Source organism: Micromonospora sp. NPDC050795, assembly GCF_044456785.1.
Lineage (GTDB): Bacteria > Actinomycetota > Actinomycetes > Mycobacteriales > Micromonosporaceae > Micromonospora.
On record NZ_JBITGE010000031.1, the window covers coordinates 81,774 to 97,956 of the forward strand.

The following is a 16,183-nucleotide window of genomic DNA, read 5'->3' on the forward strand; positions in this document are numbered from 1 at the left end:
GGACCACTCTGACCGACCGGCGCCGCTGTTGTCCAACCGGCTGCCGCGTGACCGGGGCGTCTACCGAGCTAGCGGATTGTCCGCAGGCTGAACTCCTGACCATCGGGGTCAGCCAGCACCAGCCGGCCTGTCCCATCCTGGTCGGCGTCGACCCGGGTGGCCCCGAGCGACAGCAGACGGTCGACCTCGACCTGCCAGTCGACGCCAACACCCGGCGCGAGGTCGAACCGCACCCGATCCCTGCCGCCGTTCGGCATGTACGGCGGACCACCCCAGGAGATCTTCGTGCCGCCCAGCGGCGACTGGATCGCGGTCTCCTCGTCCTGGTCCCAGACGAGCGACCAGCCCAGAGCGGCACTCCAGAAGTAGCCGACCGCCGGCGACCCGTCGCAGGCCAGCGCACCGACGAAGCCGCAGCCGTCGAGGAAGTTGTTGCCCGGCCCGATGACGTCGAACTCGTTGCCCTCGGGATCGGCGAGCACCACATGATCGATCTCCGGGCCCTGCCCGATGTCGGCGTGCCGCGCGCCCAGCTCCAACGCACGGGCCACCGTCTGCCGCTGGTCCTCCAGCGAACTGCTGGTCAGATCGACGTGCATCCGGTTCTGGACGATCTTCGGCTGGTCAGACGGCACGAAGCGCAGCCGGATTTCGGGGTCGGCCCCCGGCAGGACCAGGACGCCGTCGCGAGGATCCTCCACCATGTCCCGACCGAGAAGCCCGGACCAGAACCGACCGAGGCGTACGGGCTGGGCTGCGTCACACGTGATCGCGAACAGGTGAGCCGTCATCGCGCTGGTCATCTCCGATCCGACCGGATGCCGTACGGTCCTTGGGGCGCAAAGCCTAGGGACGAGCCGGGCCTGCCGCACCCGAGTATTCGACGGCCACCGCCGGCACGGGCAGGCTTGTGATCCACTTGCCTGATGAATCGAACCCCCTCGCCCCCTTCAGCCGACGTCGAGGAGCGACTGTCACGGGAGCTGAACATCTGGCTGTGCACGGTGCGACGCGACGGGTCCCCGCACCTCACGCCGGTCTGGTTCGTCTACCTCTCCGCGACGTTCTGGCTCGGTTGCGGGAGCCGCAGCGTCAAGGCCCGCAATGTCCTGGCCGACCCACGGGTGTCCCTGGCCCTGGAGAGCGGCACCGCTCCAGTGGTGGCGGAGGGCGCCGCGCACCTGCACCGAAGTGGATTCCCGGGCACGGTCGTCGAGGCGTTCGCTGGCAAGTACGACGGCTGGGCCGTCGGCCGGCAGGTCGGCCCGGACGGCGAGCGGGTGCTGCTGGAGATCCCCGTCCGGCGGTGGCTGCTCGCGGGCACCGCCCAGTGAGTCGTCGATGAGAGAATCGGCCGGTGGAGAACGAGCCGACGACGGCTTACGACCCTCCGCCGGTGACCGGGCCACGTGCACCTGACCGATCTACCGTCGATCATCAGCGTCGTGCCGAGGAGGCCGAATGGATACCGGGTCGCAGGACCCCGTCGTCGCGCTGTCCAGCCTGGTGTCCGCTGGTGTCGACCGTGGCCGGCTGACCCGGGAGTCCGGCCGACTGTTGCCGGGCGAGCGTTCCGTCAGAGCGGGCCGGGGAACGTCTGCTCCATCGGCATCGGCACCTGGAGGAAGGTGGTGCCGCGCATGTCCAGCCAGGCCCGGTCCGGCCCGCGTACCAGGCGCACCATCACCTCCTCGCAGGACGGGCAGCGGGCGACGAGGCCCGGGGCGTTCGAGTAGACGTGCAGGCTGGCCATCGAACCGGTCATCCCGCAGTTCGCACAGCGGCCCATCGCGCTGCTCAGGTCGACGGTGAACAGCTCACGCATCGGGCCGTCGAGCATGTTGCCGTCCAGGTACGACATCTCGGTCATCGAATCTCCTCGACACTGCGTGAGTGAGCGGTGGTCAGCCGGTGGGGCCGAACCGTTCGGTCTTGACCCGACGCGATGGGTGACCCAGCCCCACCAGCAGGTCGGCCACGGTCTCCACGAACGCGGTCGGGCCACAGACGTAGGTGAGTGGTTCCAGGTCCGGTGGCCACCCGTGCGTGTTGACGTCCGCCAGCCCGATCCGGTGCGGCTCGCCGCGCCAGCCCTCCGGCGCCTCCCGGGTGTAGACGTACGCGACGTCGAGGCCGAAGTCGTCGCGGACCCGGCGGCGCAGCTCGTCGGCGTAGATCACGTCACCGGGGGTGCGCACCGAGTAGATCAGCCGGAACGGCGCCTTGCTGCCCACCGCCCGCCGTGCCCGGATCATCGCCATCAGCGGCACGACGCCGGAGCCGCCGGCGACCAGTTGCACCGGCGCGGTCTCCTCGGGTCGCCAGATGAACCAGCCGCCGAGCGGTCCGCGGACCTCGATCGGGTCGCCGTCTCCAAAGACATCAATGAGGTACGGCGACACCTCGCCGTCGTGCACCCGCTGCACTGTCACCTCGATGCGCGGTCCTCCCGGCCCGTCCACGGCCGGCCCGGCGATCGAGTACGACCGTGCCGCCTGGTAACCGTCCGGAGCGGTGAGCCGCAGGTCGACGTGCTGCCCCGGCAGGTGCCCCGGCCAGTCCGGCACCTCCAGCACCAGGGTCTGCGCGGACGGTGTCTCCACCCGGCGCTCCACCAGCCGGCCAACCTGCCAACGGTTGGGGGTCCGGCGCTGCGTGCTCGTCGCCACCGCGCGCTCAGTCACCCTGGTACCGCTGTTCGCGCCACGGGTCGCCGTAGTCGTGGTACCCGGCGGTCTCCCAGAACCCTGGCTCGTCCATCGTCTTGAGTCGGAGGCCGCGCACCCACTTGGCGGACTTCCAGAAGTACAGGTGCGGCACCAGCAGTCGCGCCGGCCCCCCGTGCTCAGCGGGCAGCGGGGCGCCGTCGAAGGTGTGCACCACCCAGGCCTGACCGCCGCGCAGGTCGTCGAGCGGCAGGTTGGTGGTGTACCCGCCGTAGGAGTGCGCCAGCGCGAAGTGCGCTCCCGTGTCCACGTCGGCGAGCAGCGTGTCCAGTGAGACGCCCTTCCAGTTGGTGCCGAGCTTGGACCAGCGGGTGACGCAGTGGATGTCGACAGTCGGTGTCTCCTGCGGCAGGGCCATCAACTCCTGCCACGACCACCGGTGGTCGCTGCCGTTCTCGGCGGAGATGACGAACTCCCAGGTGTCCAGTGACACCCGGGGCGTCGGACCGGCCGAGAGCACCGGAAAGTCCTCGGTCAGATACTGACCGGGTGGCAGGGCCGGCTCCTGCGTTCGGGGCCGACCCTGAAAGCCCGGTGACACGATTCCCATTGCACAGTCGTACCACCCGCGCCGGTGGGGGCGGGAGCTTTCCCGCGTACCCCGTCGTCAGCCGGCGCGGCGCGGTCAGTGCCGTTCCGCGACGACCTCGCGGTCCTCGGGCAGGTCGCCACCCCGGGTGGCGCGCAGGCTGGTCATCGTGACCACCACCAGCACACCGATGATCACGCCGAGCGAGGCCAGGGTGGGGATCTGCGGCACGCTGTCCCAGATGCCGTGCGCCCAGTGCAGACCCAGCTTGAGGCCGATGAACGCCAGGATGATGGCCAGGCCGTAGCTGAGGTGCACCAGCCGGCTCAGCGCCGCGTGCAGGACGAAGTAGAGGGCCCGCAGGCCTAGCAGGGCGAACGCGTTGGTGGCGAACACCAGGTACGGGTCCTCGGTGATGCCGTAGACGGCCGGCACCGAGTCGACAGCGAAGACGATGTCGGTGGCCAGGACCGCCACCACCACAAGGGCGAACGGCGTGAGTGCGCGCTTCGCGCCCTGCCGGACGGTCATCTTGGTGCCGTGGTAGTCGTCGACCACCGGCATGACCTTGCGCAGCAGCTTCACCGACCGCATCTTGTTGATGTCGACCTCCTGCTGATGCCCGGACATGGCATCGCGCAGCAGCTTCACCGCGGTGGCGATCAGGATGATCGCGAAGAGCAGGAAGGCGAAGTCGAGGGTCTGCAACGCCGCCGCCCCGAGGGCGATGAAGACGGCCCGCAGGACCAGCGCACCGGCGATGCCGTAGAGCAGCACCCGCTGGGCGAGCACCGCCGGCACCGCGAACGCCGCCAACAGCAACATGAAGACGAAGAGGTTGTCGACCGAGAGCGACTTCTCCACCAGGTAACCGGTCAGGTATTCGACGCCCTGCTGGGAGCCGAAGCGGGACCAGATCCAGGCGCCGAACGCCAGCGGCAGCGCTATGTAGAAGGCCGACCAGCCGATGGCCTCCCGCATGGACACCTCGTGCGGGCGACGGGTGACCAGGAAGTCCAGCACCAACAGCAGGAGGACACCGACGATGGTGACCGCCCACAGCGTGGGCGTGCCCACCGACGACAGGTCACTGGCGGCGGACAAATAAGACACTTCGGTCATGGCTCTCCTCGAACACCGTCATGTTCGAGGTCTCCTTCACCCACCACCTGGTGGGCAACCACCCGAGGCGCGCCGGGCGCGCCGTACTGACCGGAATGGTTCGTGGGAAGTACTCCCCTCGCACGACAAGGTTAGGCCAGGCGGAATCGCCGCGCCAAGCGGGACATCGATGGTTGCCCTGGTAAACCGCTGTGTGTGCCCGGTACGAGCACTTGTCAACCGCGGCGAAGCGTCGCCCCCGGGGCCATCGCCTGCTCGACCAGGCCCCGATAGTCACGCGGGAGTTGCGTCGCCACGTCGTCGAACTCACCGCCGGTGATCGCCTCCCGCAGGGTGGTGAAGACCGCCCGACTGGCGTCCCGTGCGGCCGGCTCGTCCACCCCGGCGCGCAGAGCGACCCGGGCGACGAACTCGGCCGCACCGAACCGGTCCGCCTGCTCGGTGCTCGGGCTCGGCTTGAGCACCAGTTGCAACGGCTGCGGCAGCTGGGCGGCCAGGTCCAGATTCTCACCGCCGGTCAACCGCTCAGCGAACGTCTCCAACACCGCCCGGGTCAGCTCGACCGCCCGCTCGGACGACGTCGCGGTGCGCTGGGAAACCTGGTCGATGAAGGTGTCGTAGTTCATCGCGTACTCCCTTGGCTCGCGTCGGCGCCTGCGGGTACCCGCGGCGGCCGAGGAGAAACGGCACCGGTTTCCTGCGCCGGGCGTGCGTGACCGGCCGGCGGGCGGGTAACCGCCGCCGGTCGTCACCACATCGATGCCCGAGGGAGCCCACGCCATGGCGAGCTACGCCGACGTCCTGCAGTACCTGTCGAGCCTGGACTACCCGGCCGAGAAGAACGACGTGGTCCGCGAGGCCGAGCGGGAGGGTGCCCCGCCGGACGTGCTGAAGGCGCTGCGCGCCCTGCCGCCGGTCGACTACGCCAACGGGACCGAGGTGGCCCGGTCGGCCGGGATCGAGGCTGCGCCCGAGGTCGGCCCCGCCCAGCGGGCCGAGCAGGCCCGGGACAAGAAGCACAACCGGGTCTCGCAGCACCTGCGCGGCATCTGACGCGGCGGTGACGCCCACCACCCCGACCCGGGAGCGTCCCGAATGACCCAGACCGGCCCCGACCGGCCAGAGGACGTGCGTTTCCCGGCTGCGAAGCAGCTCGCCGTCGTGGCGGTGGTCGGCGTCGTCGCAGGCTGCGTCTTCGCGCTGCTGCTCCCCCTGCCGCTCGCCGCGCTGGTCGGCTGGGACGTGGGCGCGCTGAGCTGGCTCGTGCTGGTCTGGCACAAAATCTGGCCGATGGACGCCCTGCGGACCGCCCAACTGGCCGTCCACGAGGACCCGAACCGGGCGATCCGGGACGCCCTATTGCTCGTCGCCTGCCTGGCCAGCCTGCTGGCCGTCGGGTTGGTCGTGGCCAGCGCGCAGAGCGCGCCACCCGGGACGGTCCGGGAGCTGCACAGCGGCCTGGGCGTCCTCAGCGTGGTGCTCTCCTGGTTCGTGGTCCACACCGTGTTCGCCGCCCGGTACGCCCGGATCTACTACACCGGCCCGGACGGCGGGGTGAACTTCAACCAGCCCGAGCCGCCGTGCTACTCCGACTTCGCGTACGTCGCGTTCACCATCGGGACGACGTTCCAGATCTCCGACACCAACCTGACCAGCAACGAGATGCGTCGTACGGTACTGCGCCACTCGATGGTGTCGTACCTGTTCGGCGCGTTCATCATCGCCGTGACGGTGAACCTGCTGGCGGGTCTGGCGGGCTGACGGCTGGTGACGCTCCGGGCCGCGCAGTCCCCGGGAGCGCGACACGGGGCGGGGCCAATCGAAAGGGCCGGGACAGGCGGGCGCCCCTGGTCACGAACCGCGACCCAGGGCGCCACGCAAGCCTGCCCAGGCGGTGAACCGCATCCGAACCGGTCGCGGTCACCAAGCGGTGGAGGCTCGCTCGAACCGAGCGGCCAGCACTGCCGGGTCCAACCATACGGCAGACCATCCTCCGTTTGGTCAGAATTTGAGGAAGTGTGGGCCAGGGCACGTCACAGCCGACCGGTCACCGCCGCGTACCGATGCTCCAGCGACCGGGGCCCGGCCCGGCGATCTTGCAGTTTCTGTCGCGACAAAAACCCGCAGAGTTCACATTCCGGGGACCGAATCTGCAAGATCGACGAGATGCGGGGGCGTCAGCCGTGCAGGCCACCCGTGCGGTCGCGGGCCTTCAGGCGGGTCGTGGGCAGGGCGGGCGCCGGCAGCGGCGGCGCCGAGTCGTCGGCGACCACACCGAAGCGCCCGTCACCGGCCATCCAGTCCTCCCGGGCGGCGGCGATCTCCTCGTGGGACCGACCCACGAAGTTCCACCACATGACCAACGGCTCCTCGAACGGCGTACCGCCCAGCAGCAGCAACCGGGCCCCGGCCCCGCCCCGCACTGTCAGCTCCCGGCGGCCCGAGCCCAGATACAGCAGCGCCCCCGGCTCGAAACCGATCCCGGCCGCCCCCGCGGAGCCGGACATCGCCAGTACGGCGTACTCAAAATCGGGCCGCAACGCCATCGTCGCCGGCGCCTCACCGCTCAACTCCAGCTGCACCCCCACCAACGGGGTGTGTACCACCGCCGGTGACCGCTCCCCGGCGAACTCGCCGACCAGCACTGTGCCGTCCAGATCGCCGTCCCGCCAGCGCGGCAGGTCGGCGTGGTGCGCGAAGTCGGCCGCTCCGGCCCGCGCCGGGTCCGGCAGGGCCACCCAGAGCTGCACACCGTGCATCACCGGCGGATGGGTGGCCGGCGAGCGCTCCGAGTGGGCGATACCGTTCCCGGAGGTCATCACATTCAGTTGGCCGGGCACGATCGGCTGCACGTTGCCGAGGCTGTCCCTGTGCAGAATCTCGCCGTCGAGCAGCCAGGTAACCGTCTGCAGCCCGGTGTGCGGGTGCGGCGGCACCTCCATACCGGGCCGCTGCGCCACATCATCCGGGCCGAAATGATCCACGAAACACCACGCGCCGACCATCCGGCGCGCGCGCTGCGGAAGCAGCCGCCGCACCGTGGTGTACCGGCCCAACGGCACGTCGTGGCCGGGCAACAACACACTGCCGGGATCGACGTCGGCCACGCCAGGCGGTCGGGTCTGCGCCAGCATCGATTCAGTACGCTCCACCGCCCGACTGTACGCGCGCGCCTGTTCGCGACCGCGGCGCTTCCAGCCAGGGCGGGCGGGGTTCACCAGCCCGTGGTCGACGTCGTCCGCCCGGCGGCAGCAGAAAAGGCCGCTGGCCGACACCCGGGTTGCGGGTGCCGGCCAGCGGCCGATGCCGTCGTGCTGTGTGCCGTGACGCGGGTCAGCTGTTCCAGTACTGGCCCACCAGGTCGGCGGCCTGCTGCTCCCACTGGGCGTAGGCGTCCGGGTAGGCCGACACCTGCACCGTCTGCGCGGCGTCGGTCAGCGGCATGTCCTGCCACCCGTCAACCTGCTTCAGACCCTTCAGGAACGCCGTCGTGGAGTACTCGGGGTCAGTGATCTGCTCCGGCGTACCCCAACCCGAGCTCGGACGCTGCTGGAACAGGCCCAACGAGTCATGGTCGTTCATGTCGCCCAGGTGGCCCAGGTTCTCCAGCTTGGACTCCTGCAGGCTCGTCGCGATCGAGATCACCGCGGCCCGCTCCGGCAGACCGGCCTTCTTCGTGGCGGCGATGATCGCCTTGACGTTGGCGGTCTGCTCATCGTTGAGGGTGATCCGGGACTGGTCGCCCTGGGTGCCGTGCGGGATCAGCTTGCTGGTGTCGGGCTTGTCGGCCTGCACCGCAACCGCGACGGGCTTGGCGTCGACGGGGTTGGCCACGTGCGCGATGGGGCCGGCAAAGATACCGCCGGCGAACGCGAGACCAGCAACAGACAGGACGCTCTTACGCATGATCGTGTTCATGGGGGTAGCTCCTTCGGGGGTAGGACACCCGCACCGCCAAAGGGGAACGGCGGTTGCGGGTGTGAGCACCTCGTCCGGCGCTGCACAAACAAGGGGGAAAGTCTTGGGGGGTGACGCCTGGTCGGGCGTCGGGGTCGGCGACCTGGCGAACGGGGGGGCTCGTGGCGCCGGGTCCCTGTGTAACGACCGGGGGGCCGGGGTCATTCCGCCCTGCGTGACCAGCCCTCATAGATCGGGCGGCGGGTCGGTGGTGCTGCGATCGTCAGAGTGTGTAACGACCCCGGCCCGGCCATGATTCCGGCCCGGGAGTGCACCCGCCCACACCCCAGAAACGGACACAACGCCCACACGGCACCGGGCCTGCGGCGTCGGAGCACCGGTCACCCACGTGATCCACTCAGGCTCGCGGACGTCGGAGCATTCCGGACGTCAGGGCGGTTACTGGCCGCTCAGGCGGGAGCGCACCTTTGCCGCGCAGACGTCCAGCGCCGTCTGCGCGTCCAGTCCGAGGCTTTCGATGGCCACCAGCGCGGTGAAGGCGACGTCGGCCAACTCCGCCGCGACGTCCTCGCGGGTGTGGGTCACACCCTTGCGCGGATTCTGCCCGAGCAACCCGATCCAGGCAGCCGAAGCCTCCCCCGCTTCCTCGGTGAGCTTGAGGATGCGGCAGGTCAGTTCGGTCTGCCCAGTGCCGTTCGCCGCGTCCAGCCAGCCGCGTGAGGCTCTGGCCGCCTCCCAGATCGACTCGTCCACGGCGACCAGTCAACCCGATCGGCCCACCGGCCCGAACGACCGGGTAGGGCTGGATCGTCGTGTTGACCGGCGGATCAGCGAACCCATTGACACTGGTCGACGGCGGTTCTAGGTTCAGGACGCTACCGACCGGTAGGCAACCGTCCCGCTGGTCGCCCCCGGGCGACAACCGCCCGATGGGGAGCATCGATGCTGTCCACACCCGTTCGTCACCTCCGCCGTCTGCTCGCCGCCGCCGCGACGCTCACCCTCGCGGTCGGGTTGGCCGGTACGGCGCCGGCCAACGCCACTGGTCGCGACGAGAGGGGCGGCGAGCCACTGCCCGGCTACACCATCGAGAATCCGCCGTTGGCGCCGCTGGTGGTGGGCGGCCGGCCGACGACCGTACGCCAGGGCGTGCACCGCCACGCCGGGTACATCATCGAGGTCCCCGCCCGGTGGAACGGCGACCTGGTGTTGTGGGCGCACGGCTACCGCGGCCAGGGCACCGTGCTCTCGCCGGAACCGCCGGCCTTCGGGCTGCGCCAGCGCCTGCTGGAGCAGGGGTACGCGTGGGCGTCGTCCTCGTACGACCGGAACGGCTTCGACATCCGCTCCGGGGTGCTGGGGACGAAGGATCTCGCCGACCACTTCGGGCGGACGGTCCGCCGACCGCAGCACACCTACGTCGCCGGTGTGTCGATGGGCGGGTGCGTCATCGGTCGTTCACTGGAGCAGTACCCCGGCTTCTACGACGGCGCGTTGCCGATGTGCGGTGTGCTCGGTGATCAGACGCTGCTCGACTTCTACCTGGACTACAACCTGGTCGCGCAGGCACTTTCCGGGGTGCCCGCGCATCCCACGCCGGCCGACTATCTGACCAACGCGGTACCCCGCATCCAGGTGGCGCTCGGCCTGGCCGGGCTGACCCCCACCGGGCCGGACACCACAACGGACCGGGGCAAGCAGCTGCGGGCGGTCACGGTGAACCGTTCCGGCGGGCCGCGTCCCGGCGCAGACGCGGCATTCGCGGTCTGGAAGGACTTCCTCTTCTCGATCAGCGTGCCCACCGGGAGCGGCAACTCCCCCGCCCAGCGGCCCGGCCAGCTGTCCACCAACCTGCTGACCCGCTACACCCCGAACAGCCCGGTGAACATCAACGCGACGGTGCAGCGGGTCGCCCCGGAGAACCTGCGGCAGCGGCTGCTGCCGACGCTGACCGAGGTGCCGCGCATCGCCGGCCGCCCGACCGCGCCGGTACTCAGCCTGCACGGCCTCGGTGACCTGTTCGTACCGTTCAGCATGGAGCAGGCGTACGCCACCGACGTGGCGCGCAACGGGCGCAGCAGGCTGGTGGTTCAGCGGGCTATCCGGGCGACGCAGCACTGCGAGTTCTCCCCGGCGGAGGCCGGCGCCGCCTGGGACGACCTGGTGTCCTGGGTACGCACCGGCAAGCGCCCGGCCGGCGACACCGTGACCGACCCGGCGGTGGTGGCCCGACCCGACTACGGCTGCCGGTTCAGCGACCGGGACGCGTACGCGGCCGGGGTCGGCACGCGCCGCCTCTACCCGGCCTGCTGAGGTACCCGGACACAGAGAACCGGCCGGCTCCCGTCGAAGGGAGCCGGCCGGCCTCGTGTGCGGGTGTCACCACATCTGCTGGACGATGTCCGCCGCCTGCTCCTCCCACTGCGCGTACGCGTAGGGGAAGGCGGAGACCTGCACGGTCTGCGCGGCGGCGGTCAGCGGCAGGTCCTGCCAGCCGCCGACGTTCTTGAGTGCGGTGAAGAACGCCGTGGCGGCGTACTCCGGGTCGGTGATCTGGTCGGGCGTGCCCCAACCGGACGACGGACGCTGCTGGAACAGGCCCTGCGAATCGTGGTCGTTGTACGCGCCGAGGTGGCCGAGGTTGTAAAGCTTCGACTCCTGCAACGAGGTGGCGACGCCGATCACCGCGCCCCGGTCACCGACGCCGGTCTTCTTGGCGGCGTCGACGATGGCCCGGGCGTTGGCCAACTGCGCGTCGTCGAGCGGTACGCGCGACTGTGCGCCCTCGATGCCGTGCGGGATCAGCTGGGCACGGCTCGGCTTGCCGGCTGGCGGCTTGCCGGTGGCGGAGCCGGTGGTCAGGCCCGACTCGACGGGCTGGTCGTCCTGGTTGGCCGTGGTGGCGGCCTTTCCGGTGGCGCGGTCGATGGCGGCGACGGCGCCCTGGTGCGGTCCGGAGGTGACCGGTGCGGCGACCGCGGTCGGGGCGAGGGCCAGACCACCGAGAGCAGCCACACCCGCCACGCTCAGCGCGGTCTTGCGGTACGAATCCTTAGCGATGGCGGGGAGCCATCGAGTGAAGTCGACCTTCACGATGGTTGCCCTTTCGATCGTGCGGAGCGCTCCGGGGTGAACACTCCTCGGGAGATGACCGCGGAAAAGGGTTTGGGCTCCGGCGGTACGGGGGACACAACCGGGTTCACGTGTCGGGCATTCCGGAATTGCCCGAACCTCGCCGGGCTGCGGCCCTGGTCACACGCAGAGTCGGACACCGGGGCCCTGCCGACGCCACTGCCGGACGGGCGTCACACAGGGTGTTCTCGGAGCGCGAGGGCGATCTGCGAACGTCAGCCTTTGCTCTGCTTACCTATACGCACCGGTTACGTTTCGTGACCACGGGGGACGGACCGTGATAGCTGGCGGAAAGGGCGTATGCGCACCTGACGGGACGTGGTGCAGATAGGTAAGCAGAGCAAAGGTTCGTGCGGGGTGTTGTGGAGGCAGGCAGCTGGCGGTGTTTTCGCTACCGTGAGTGAGTGCCCAGGCCAGCGCAGTAGGTCGGGTGGCCGTGCGGCTCGCCCCAGCGGACGAGAAGGCGCCGTGGTGGTGGGGCGCTGGAGGGTCCCGATCGGTTCAGGACCCCGGTCCGCCCGCCGCCGGAGTCAGTCGTCGCCGTCACCTGCGGGCCCCGCATCGCGCGTCCCGACGCCCTCGTTCGGCCCGAGGAGTTCCTGGAAGATGGTGATCTGAAGCCCGGCGGGCGCGTCGAGGCGGGAGTTCAGCGACTGCCACGGCGTGCGGGTGGGCGGAGCGACCTCGCTGGCCCCGGCGGCCACCAGCCGGGCGGTCGTCGCCTCCGTGTCGTCCACCTCGAAGGCCACCCGGATGCGCGGCGCGACCTGCCGGCCCACCTCGACCTCGTCGATCAGGCGTTTCTGCGCGGGGTTGGCGATCTCCAGCGTGGCGCGGCCGGCGTCCAGGATCACCACCCGCGCATCCCCCTCGCCGCTGAACGCCGCCTCCTCCGGCAGGCCCAGCGCGTCGCGGAAGAACGCGACGGCGGCCTCGTGGTCGGTGGCCTCCACCACGAGGCGCAACTGACGGACGGCGGGGACGGGCGAGTCGGCTGCCATGGCCGGATCCTAGCGTCGCGGACGGGTTAGGTTGGAACGTCCAGGAGGGGGCGTCGATGGTCCAGGGCACCCCGATCCTGGACGTCAAACCGGTGCTGGGCTCAGTGGCCGCGGTCCAGCCACGCCCGCAGGTGCGGTGCCTCCGCGCCGATCGTCGTGTCGTCGCCGTGGCCGGTGTGCACGACCGTCTCCGCGGGAAGTGTCAGCAGACGGGTGCGGATCGACCGGACGATGGTGTCGAAGTCGCTGTACGAGCGGCCCGTCGCGCCGGGCCCACCGGCGAAGAGCGTGTCGCCGGTGAACACCGCGCCCAACTCCGGCGCGTGGAAGCTGCACGCCCCGGGGCTGTGCCCGGGAGTGTGCAGCACCTGCAGCGTGGTGCCGCCCACCTCAATGATCTGCCCGTCGTGCACGTCGCCGTTGGGCGGCAGGTGCGGGTGGACCATGTCCCAGAGGACCCGGTCGGCGGCGTGCAGCAGTACCGGCGCGCCCGTGGCCTGGGCCAGCTCGGGCGCCACCCGTACGTGATCGTCGTGGGCGTGGGTGGCCAGGATCGCCCGGACCTGCCGGTCGCCCACCAGGGCGAGGATCGCCGCCACGTCGTGGGGCGCGTCCAGGACGACGCACTCGCGGTCGTCACCGATCACCCAGACGTTGTTGTCCACGTCGAAGGTCTGCCCGTCGAGGGAGAACGTGCCCGAGGTGACCGCGTGGTCGACGCGGGCGGTCACGGGAACACCACCACCGAGCGGAGCACGTCGCCGTGGTGCATCCGGTCGAAGGCGTTCTCGACCTGGTCGAGCGAGATCTCCTCGGTGACGAACGCGTCCAGGTCGAGCCGGCCCTGCAGGTACAGCTCGGTGAGCATCGGGAAGTCCCGGCTGGGCAGGCAGTCGCCGTACCAACTGGACTTGAGCGCGCCGCCACGTCCGAAGACGTCCAGCAGCGGCAGTTCGATCTGCATCTGCGGGGTCGGTACGCCCACCAGCACCACGGTGCCGGCCAGGTCGCGGGCGTAGAACGCCTGCTTCCACGTCTCCGGTCGGCCCACCGCGTCGATCACCACGTCGGCGCCGAAGCCACCGGTCGCGGCACGGATCGCCTCGACCGGGTCGGTCTCGGACGCGTTCACTGTGTGCGTGGCACCGAACTTGCGGGCCCAGTCGAGCTTGCGGCTGTCGGTGTCCACAGCGACGATCGTGGTGGCGCCGGCGAGGACCGCACCGGCGACCGCCGCGTCCCCGACGCCGCCGCAGCCGATCACCGCGACCGAGTCGCCCCTGGTGACGTTTCCGGTGTTCATCGCCGCACCCAGCCCGGCCATCACCCCGCAACCCAGCAGGCCCACGGCGGCGGGTCGGGCCGCGGGGTCGACCTTGGTGCACTGCCCGGCGTGCACCAGGGTCTTCTCGGCGAATGCCCCGATGCCCAGCGCCGGTGCGAGTTCGGTGCCGTCGGTGAGGGTCATCCGCTGGGTGGCGTTGTGGGTGTTGAAGCAGTACCAGGGCCGCCCGCGACGGCAGGCGCGGCACACGCCGCAGACCGCCCGCCAGTTGAGCACCACGAAATCGCCCGGGGCGACGTCGGTGACGCCCTCGCCGACCTGCTCCACGATGCCCGCCGCCTCGTGACCGAGCAGGAACGGGTAGTCGTCGTTGATGCCACCCTCGCGGTAGTGCAGATCGGTGTGGCAGACCCCGCACGACTGAATCCGGACGATCGCCTCACCGGGCCCGGGATCGGGCACCACGATGGTGGCGACCTCGACCGGCGCGCCCTTGCTACGGGAGATGACTCCCCGGACTTCCTGGCTCACTTCGCCTCCTGCTGGTGGTCTGCGGCGGGGCCGCGCGCCGGGGTGGGCGAGTGTGCCACGGGCTCGGCGGTGGGCCCCCGGCGAACCTACCGCGACCACCACGGCCAGCCCAGCCGGCCCGGCGGGTTATCGCGGGCGGTGCGGGGTACGCGGCCCGCATTCGACCACGGCCAACGGGAGTGACAATGAAATTCGCGCACCTGCCGCTACGGGTCAGCATCGGCGCGTACTTCCTCAACTCGGGTCTGGGCAAGCGCACTCTGGAGGGGACCGCCGCGGAGGGCCTGCACGGGATGGCGGTCGCCGCCATGCCCCAGCTCGGCCAGTTCGAGCCGGCGCGGTTCGCCAAGCTGCTGTCGTACTCGGAGATCGCCCTGGGGGCCGCGCTGATCGCGCCGTTCGTCCCGGCGCCCCTGGCCGGGCTCGGCCTGACCGCGTTCGGCGCGGGCCTGGTGCAGCTCTACCTGAAGACGCCGGGGATGCGCGAACCCGGCAGTATCCGCCCGACCCAGCAGGGCGCGGGGTTGGCCAAGGACGTCTGGCTGGTCGGCGCGGGGCTGACCCTGGTGTTGGAGGGGCTGACCCACGGCCGTCGGCGCGGCTGACCCGACGGGTGGTCTGAGGAGTTTCGGTGACCCAGCCCCGGTCGGTGCGGCCGTTCTACCGGCCGATGCGGCCGCGTCGTCGCGACGAGCCGCACCGCGCGGCCACCCCGCTGGAGCTCTTCTTCGACCTGTGTTTCGTGGTGGCGGTGTCGCAGGCCGCCGCCAGCCTGCACCACGCCGTCTCCGAGGATCAGCTCGGCCACGCGCTGACCAGATACCTGTTGGTCTTCTTCGCGATCTGGTGGTCGTGGATGAACTTCACCTGGTTCGCCTCGGCCTACGACACTGACGACGACCTCTACCGGATCGCGACGCTGGTGCAGATCGCCGGCGCGTTGATCATCGCCGCCGGCGTGCCTCGCGCGTTCAACGACGGCGATTTCAGCGTCATCACGTACGGCTACGTGGTGATGCGGATCGCGCTCGTCGTGCAGTGGTGCCGGGCCGCCGCCGGTGACCCGGCGCACCGCCCGGCGGCCCGGCGGTACGCGATCGGCGTCACCGTCGTCCAACTTGGCTGGCTGCTCCGGCTGGCCCTGCCGCAGGGTTGGGGGACCGCGGCGTTGCTGCTGCTGGTCGTGGCCGACCTGCTGGTGCCGGCGGTGGCCGAGCGCCCGGGCATGACCCCCTGGCATCCGCGACACATCACCGAGCGGTACGGGCTGTTCACCCTGATCGTGCTCGGTGACGTGGTGCTGGCCACGTCGGTGGCCATCCAGACCGGAGTGGACGCCGGCGACCGCCGCCTCTGGTCGCTGGCGGCGGCGGCCGCCGTGATCGTGTTCGCCCTGTGGTGGCTCTACTTCGACCGGCCCATCGACGCGCCCGACCGCATGCCGTACACGCTGGTCTGGGGTTACGGCCACTACCTGATCTTCTCGGCGGTCGCCGCCGTCGGCGCCGGTCTGAGCGTGTCGGTGGACCACGAGCGGCACGTCGCGCCCATCTCGGAAAGGGTCGCCGGGTACGCGGTGGCCGTCCCGATCGCCGTCTTCCTGCTCACGGTCTGGATGCTGCACGTACGTCGGCAGCAGCACGGCACGGTGGTCGTCGCCTTTCCGGTGGTCGCGCTGCTGGCACTGCTCGCACCGCTCGGTCCGGCCCCGGTGTACGCGATGGCGGCCCTGCTGGTCGTCCTCGTGGCGTTGACCATCCTGTTGCGCCGCCGCGACCTGGGGCCGAGCACGCCGGTTACCTGACGTCGCTCATGGATCACCCACCGGACGTCAGCGCGAGACCACTAGACGAGTAAGTCCGAAGTTGGTTCAGTGGTCGTAGGCGATCAGGGATCTCGTCACGGGCTGGCCGGTGGTCCGGTTGTGCCAGATCGCGGC

At 70.5% G+C, this 16,183-nt stretch carries 19 protein-coding genes; 6 read left to right on the top strand and 13 right to left on the bottom strand.

Translation table 11 applies throughout. From position 1 onward, the window contains the following. Positions 1-68: 68 nt before the first annotated feature. Positions 69-803 (bottom strand): VOC family protein, encoded by a 735-nt coding sequence (locus ACIBEF_RS24795; protein ID WP_396795530.1) that lies wholly within the window; start codon positions 801-803, stop codon positions 69-71. Positions 804-926: 123 nt separating this feature from the next. Between ACIBEF_RS24795 and ACIBEF_RS24800 the strand changes: the two genes are divergently transcribed. Further along, a complete protein-coding gene (locus ACIBEF_RS24800) occupies positions 927-1,334 on the top strand; it encodes a pyridoxamine 5'-phosphate oxidase family protein (RefSeq protein ID WP_396795531.1) in 408 nt (135 codons plus the stop codon). Between the two features lie 242 nt (positions 1,335-1,576). Here ACIBEF_RS24800 and ACIBEF_RS24805 read toward each other — a convergent pair whose 3' ends face one another. The 5 genes from ACIBEF_RS24805 to ACIBEF_RS24825 all read right to left on the bottom strand — a co-directional run bounded on the left by ACIBEF_RS24805 (position 1,577) and on the right by ACIBEF_RS24825 (position 5,003). Then, the gene (locus ACIBEF_RS24805; protein ID WP_396795532.1) at positions 1,577-1,870 is read right to left on the bottom strand and encodes a DUF6510 family protein; all 294 of its coding nucleotides are present in this window, start codon (positions 1,868-1,870) and stop codon (positions 1,577-1,579) included. A 34-nt stretch (positions 1,871-1,904) separates the two neighbouring features. Then, positions 1,905-2,669: a ferredoxin reductase gene (locus tag ACIBEF_RS24810; RefSeq protein ID WP_366611314.1), complete on the bottom strand. Its 765-nt coding sequence runs from the start codon at positions 2,667-2,669 to the stop codon at positions 1,905-1,907. Between the two features lie 7 nt (positions 2,670-2,676). Next, positions 2,677-3,276 (bottom strand): sulfite oxidase-like oxidoreductase, encoded by a 600-nt coding sequence (locus tag ACIBEF_RS24815; RefSeq protein WP_357206186.1) that lies wholly within the window; start codon positions 3,274-3,276, stop codon positions 2,677-2,679. Positions 3,277-3,351: 75 nt separating this feature from the next. Next, positions 3,352-4,377: a TerC/Alx family metal homeostasis membrane protein gene (locus ACIBEF_RS24820; RefSeq protein ID WP_396795533.1), complete on the bottom strand. Its 1,026-nt coding sequence runs from the start codon at positions 4,375-4,377 to the stop codon at positions 3,352-3,354. Positions 4,378-4,592: 215 nt separating this feature from the next. Continuing rightward, positions 4,593-5,003 carry a DUF2267 domain-containing protein gene (locus ACIBEF_RS24825; RefSeq protein ID WP_179778796.1) on the bottom strand — a complete coding sequence of 137 codons (411 nt, stop codon included), beginning with the start codon at positions 5,001-5,003 and terminating at the stop codon, positions 4,593-4,595. Between the two features lie 154 nt (positions 5,004-5,157). On the opposite strand from ACIBEF_RS24825, the gene ACIBEF_RS24830 reads away from it, so the two are divergent. Together ACIBEF_RS24830 and ACIBEF_RS24835 are read left to right on the top strand one after the other, a co-directional pair. Continuing rightward, on the top strand, positions 5,158-5,430 hold the full coding sequence (locus ACIBEF_RS24830) for a DUF2795 domain-containing protein (protein WP_184186396.1): 273 nt from the start codon (positions 5,158-5,160) through the stop codon (positions 5,428-5,430). A 42-nt stretch (positions 5,431-5,472) separates the two neighbouring features. After that, positions 5,473-6,138, top strand: coding sequence for a DUF1345 domain-containing protein (locus ACIBEF_RS24835; RefSeq protein WP_396795534.1), 666 nt, complete (start codon positions 5,473-5,475; stop codon positions 6,136-6,138). Positions 6,139-6,554: 416 nt separating this feature from the next. On the opposite strand, the gene ACIBEF_RS24840 is transcribed toward ACIBEF_RS24835, so the two are convergent. The 3 genes from ACIBEF_RS24840 to ACIBEF_RS24850 all read right to left on the bottom strand — a co-directional run bounded on the left by ACIBEF_RS24840 (position 6,555) and on the right by ACIBEF_RS24850 (position 9,048). Then, complete coding sequence (locus ACIBEF_RS24840) at positions 6,555-7,529, bottom strand: pirin family protein (protein WP_396795535.1); 975 nt, start codon at positions 7,527-7,529, stop codon at positions 6,555-6,557. Positions 7,530-7,710: 181 nt separating this feature from the next. Continuing rightward, on the bottom strand, positions 7,711-8,295 hold the full coding sequence (locus ACIBEF_RS24845) for a hypothetical protein (RefSeq protein ID WP_396795536.1): 585 nt from the start codon (positions 8,293-8,295) through the stop codon (positions 7,711-7,713). Between the two features lie 438 nt (positions 8,296-8,733). Further along, entirely contained in the window at positions 8,734-9,048 is a 315-nt protein-coding gene (locus ACIBEF_RS24850; RefSeq protein ID WP_396795537.1) for a MazG-like family protein, read from the bottom strand. Between the two features lie 189 nt (positions 9,049-9,237). Between ACIBEF_RS24850 and ACIBEF_RS24855 the strand changes: the two genes are divergently transcribed. After that, entirely contained in the window at positions 9,238-10,608 is a 1,371-nt protein-coding gene (locus ACIBEF_RS24855; RefSeq protein ID WP_396795538.1) for a hypothetical protein, read from the top strand. A 66-nt stretch (positions 10,609-10,674) separates the two neighbouring features. Here ACIBEF_RS24855 and ACIBEF_RS24860 read toward each other — a convergent pair whose 3' ends face one another. From ACIBEF_RS24860 to ACIBEF_RS24875, 4 genes are all read right to left on the bottom strand, one after another. Beyond that, a complete protein-coding gene (locus tag ACIBEF_RS24860; RefSeq protein ID WP_396795539.1) occupies positions 10,675-11,388 on the bottom strand; it encodes a hypothetical protein in 714 nt (237 codons plus the stop codon). A gap of 569 nt (positions 11,389-11,957) precedes the next feature. Then, on the bottom strand, positions 11,958-12,428 hold the full coding sequence (locus ACIBEF_RS24865) for a VOC family protein (protein ID WP_396795540.1): 471 nt from the start codon (positions 12,426-12,428) through the stop codon (positions 11,958-11,960). A 101-nt stretch (positions 12,429-12,529) separates the two neighbouring features. Beyond that, positions 12,530-13,159 (bottom strand): MBL fold metallo-hydrolase, encoded by a 630-nt coding sequence (locus ACIBEF_RS24870; protein WP_396795541.1) that lies wholly within the window; start codon positions 13,157-13,159, stop codon positions 12,530-12,532. Further along, entirely contained in the window at positions 13,156-14,244 is a 1,089-nt protein-coding gene (locus tag ACIBEF_RS24875; RefSeq protein WP_396795542.1) for an S-(hydroxymethyl)mycothiol dehydrogenase, read from the bottom strand. The genes ACIBEF_RS24870 and ACIBEF_RS24875 overlap by 4 nt, the downstream gene beginning before the upstream one ends. Before the next feature lie 185 nt (positions 14,245-14,429). Here ACIBEF_RS24875 and ACIBEF_RS24880 point away from each other — a divergent pair, with 185 nt between their 5' ends. Both ACIBEF_RS24880 and ACIBEF_RS24885 read left to right on the top strand, forming a co-directional pair. Beyond that, positions 14,430-14,849: a hypothetical protein gene (locus ACIBEF_RS24880; protein ID WP_396795543.1), complete on the top strand. Its 420-nt coding sequence runs from the start codon at positions 14,430-14,432 to the stop codon at positions 14,847-14,849. A gap of 26 nt (positions 14,850-14,875) precedes the next feature. Then, complete coding sequence (locus ACIBEF_RS24885; protein WP_396795544.1) at positions 14,876-16,048, top strand: low temperature requirement protein A; 1,173 nt, start codon at positions 14,876-14,878, stop codon at positions 16,046-16,048. Positions 16,049-16,183 lie beyond the last annotated feature (135 nt).

Excerpts from the sequence above, each read along its gene's own strand:
- ACIBEF_RS24845 (WP_396795536.1), bottom strand. The coding sequence starts at position 8,295 with ATGAACACGATCATGCGTAAGAGCGTCCTGTCTGTTGCTGGTCTCGCG.
- ACIBEF_RS24880 (WP_396795543.1), top strand. The coding sequence starts at position 14,430 with ATGAAATTCGCGCACCTGCCGCTACGGGTCAGCATCGGCGCGTACTTC.
- ACIBEF_RS24825 (WP_179778796.1), bottom strand. The coding sequence starts at position 5,003 with ATGAACTACGACACCTTCATCGACCAGGTTTCCCAGCGCACCGCGACG.
- ACIBEF_RS24805 (WP_396795532.1), bottom strand. The coding sequence starts at position 1,870 with ATGACCGAGATGTCGTACCTGGACGGCAACATGCTCGACGGCCCGATG.
- ACIBEF_RS24815 (WP_357206186.1), bottom strand. The coding sequence starts at position 3,276 with ATGGGAATCGTGTCACCGGGCTTTCAGGGTCGGCCCCGAACGCAGGAG.
- ACIBEF_RS24835 (WP_396795534.1), top strand. The coding sequence starts at position 5,473 with ATGACCCAGACCGGCCCCGACCGGCCAGAGGACGTGCGTTTCCCGGCT.
- ACIBEF_RS24830 (WP_184186396.1), top strand. The coding sequence starts at position 5,158 with ATGGCGAGCTACGCCGACGTCCTGCAGTACCTGTCGAGCCTGGACTAC.
- ACIBEF_RS24820 (WP_396795533.1), bottom strand. The coding sequence starts at position 4,377 with ATGACCGAAGTGTCTTATTTGTCCGCCGCCAGTGACCTGTCGTCGGTG.
- ACIBEF_RS24800 (WP_396795531.1), top strand. The coding sequence starts at position 927 with ATGAATCGAACCCCCTCGCCCCCTTCAGCCGACGTCGAGGAGCGACTG.
- ACIBEF_RS24795 (WP_396795530.1), bottom strand. The coding sequence starts at position 803 with ATGACCAGCGCGATGACGGCTCACCTGTTCGCGATCACGTGTGACGCA.
- ACIBEF_RS24865 (WP_396795540.1), bottom strand. The coding sequence starts at position 12,428 with ATGGCAGCCGACTCGCCCGTCCCCGCCGTCCGTCAGTTGCGCCTCGTG.
- ACIBEF_RS24855 (WP_396795538.1), top strand. The coding sequence starts at position 9,238 with ATGCTGTCCACACCCGTTCGTCACCTCCGCCGTCTGCTCGCCGCCGCC.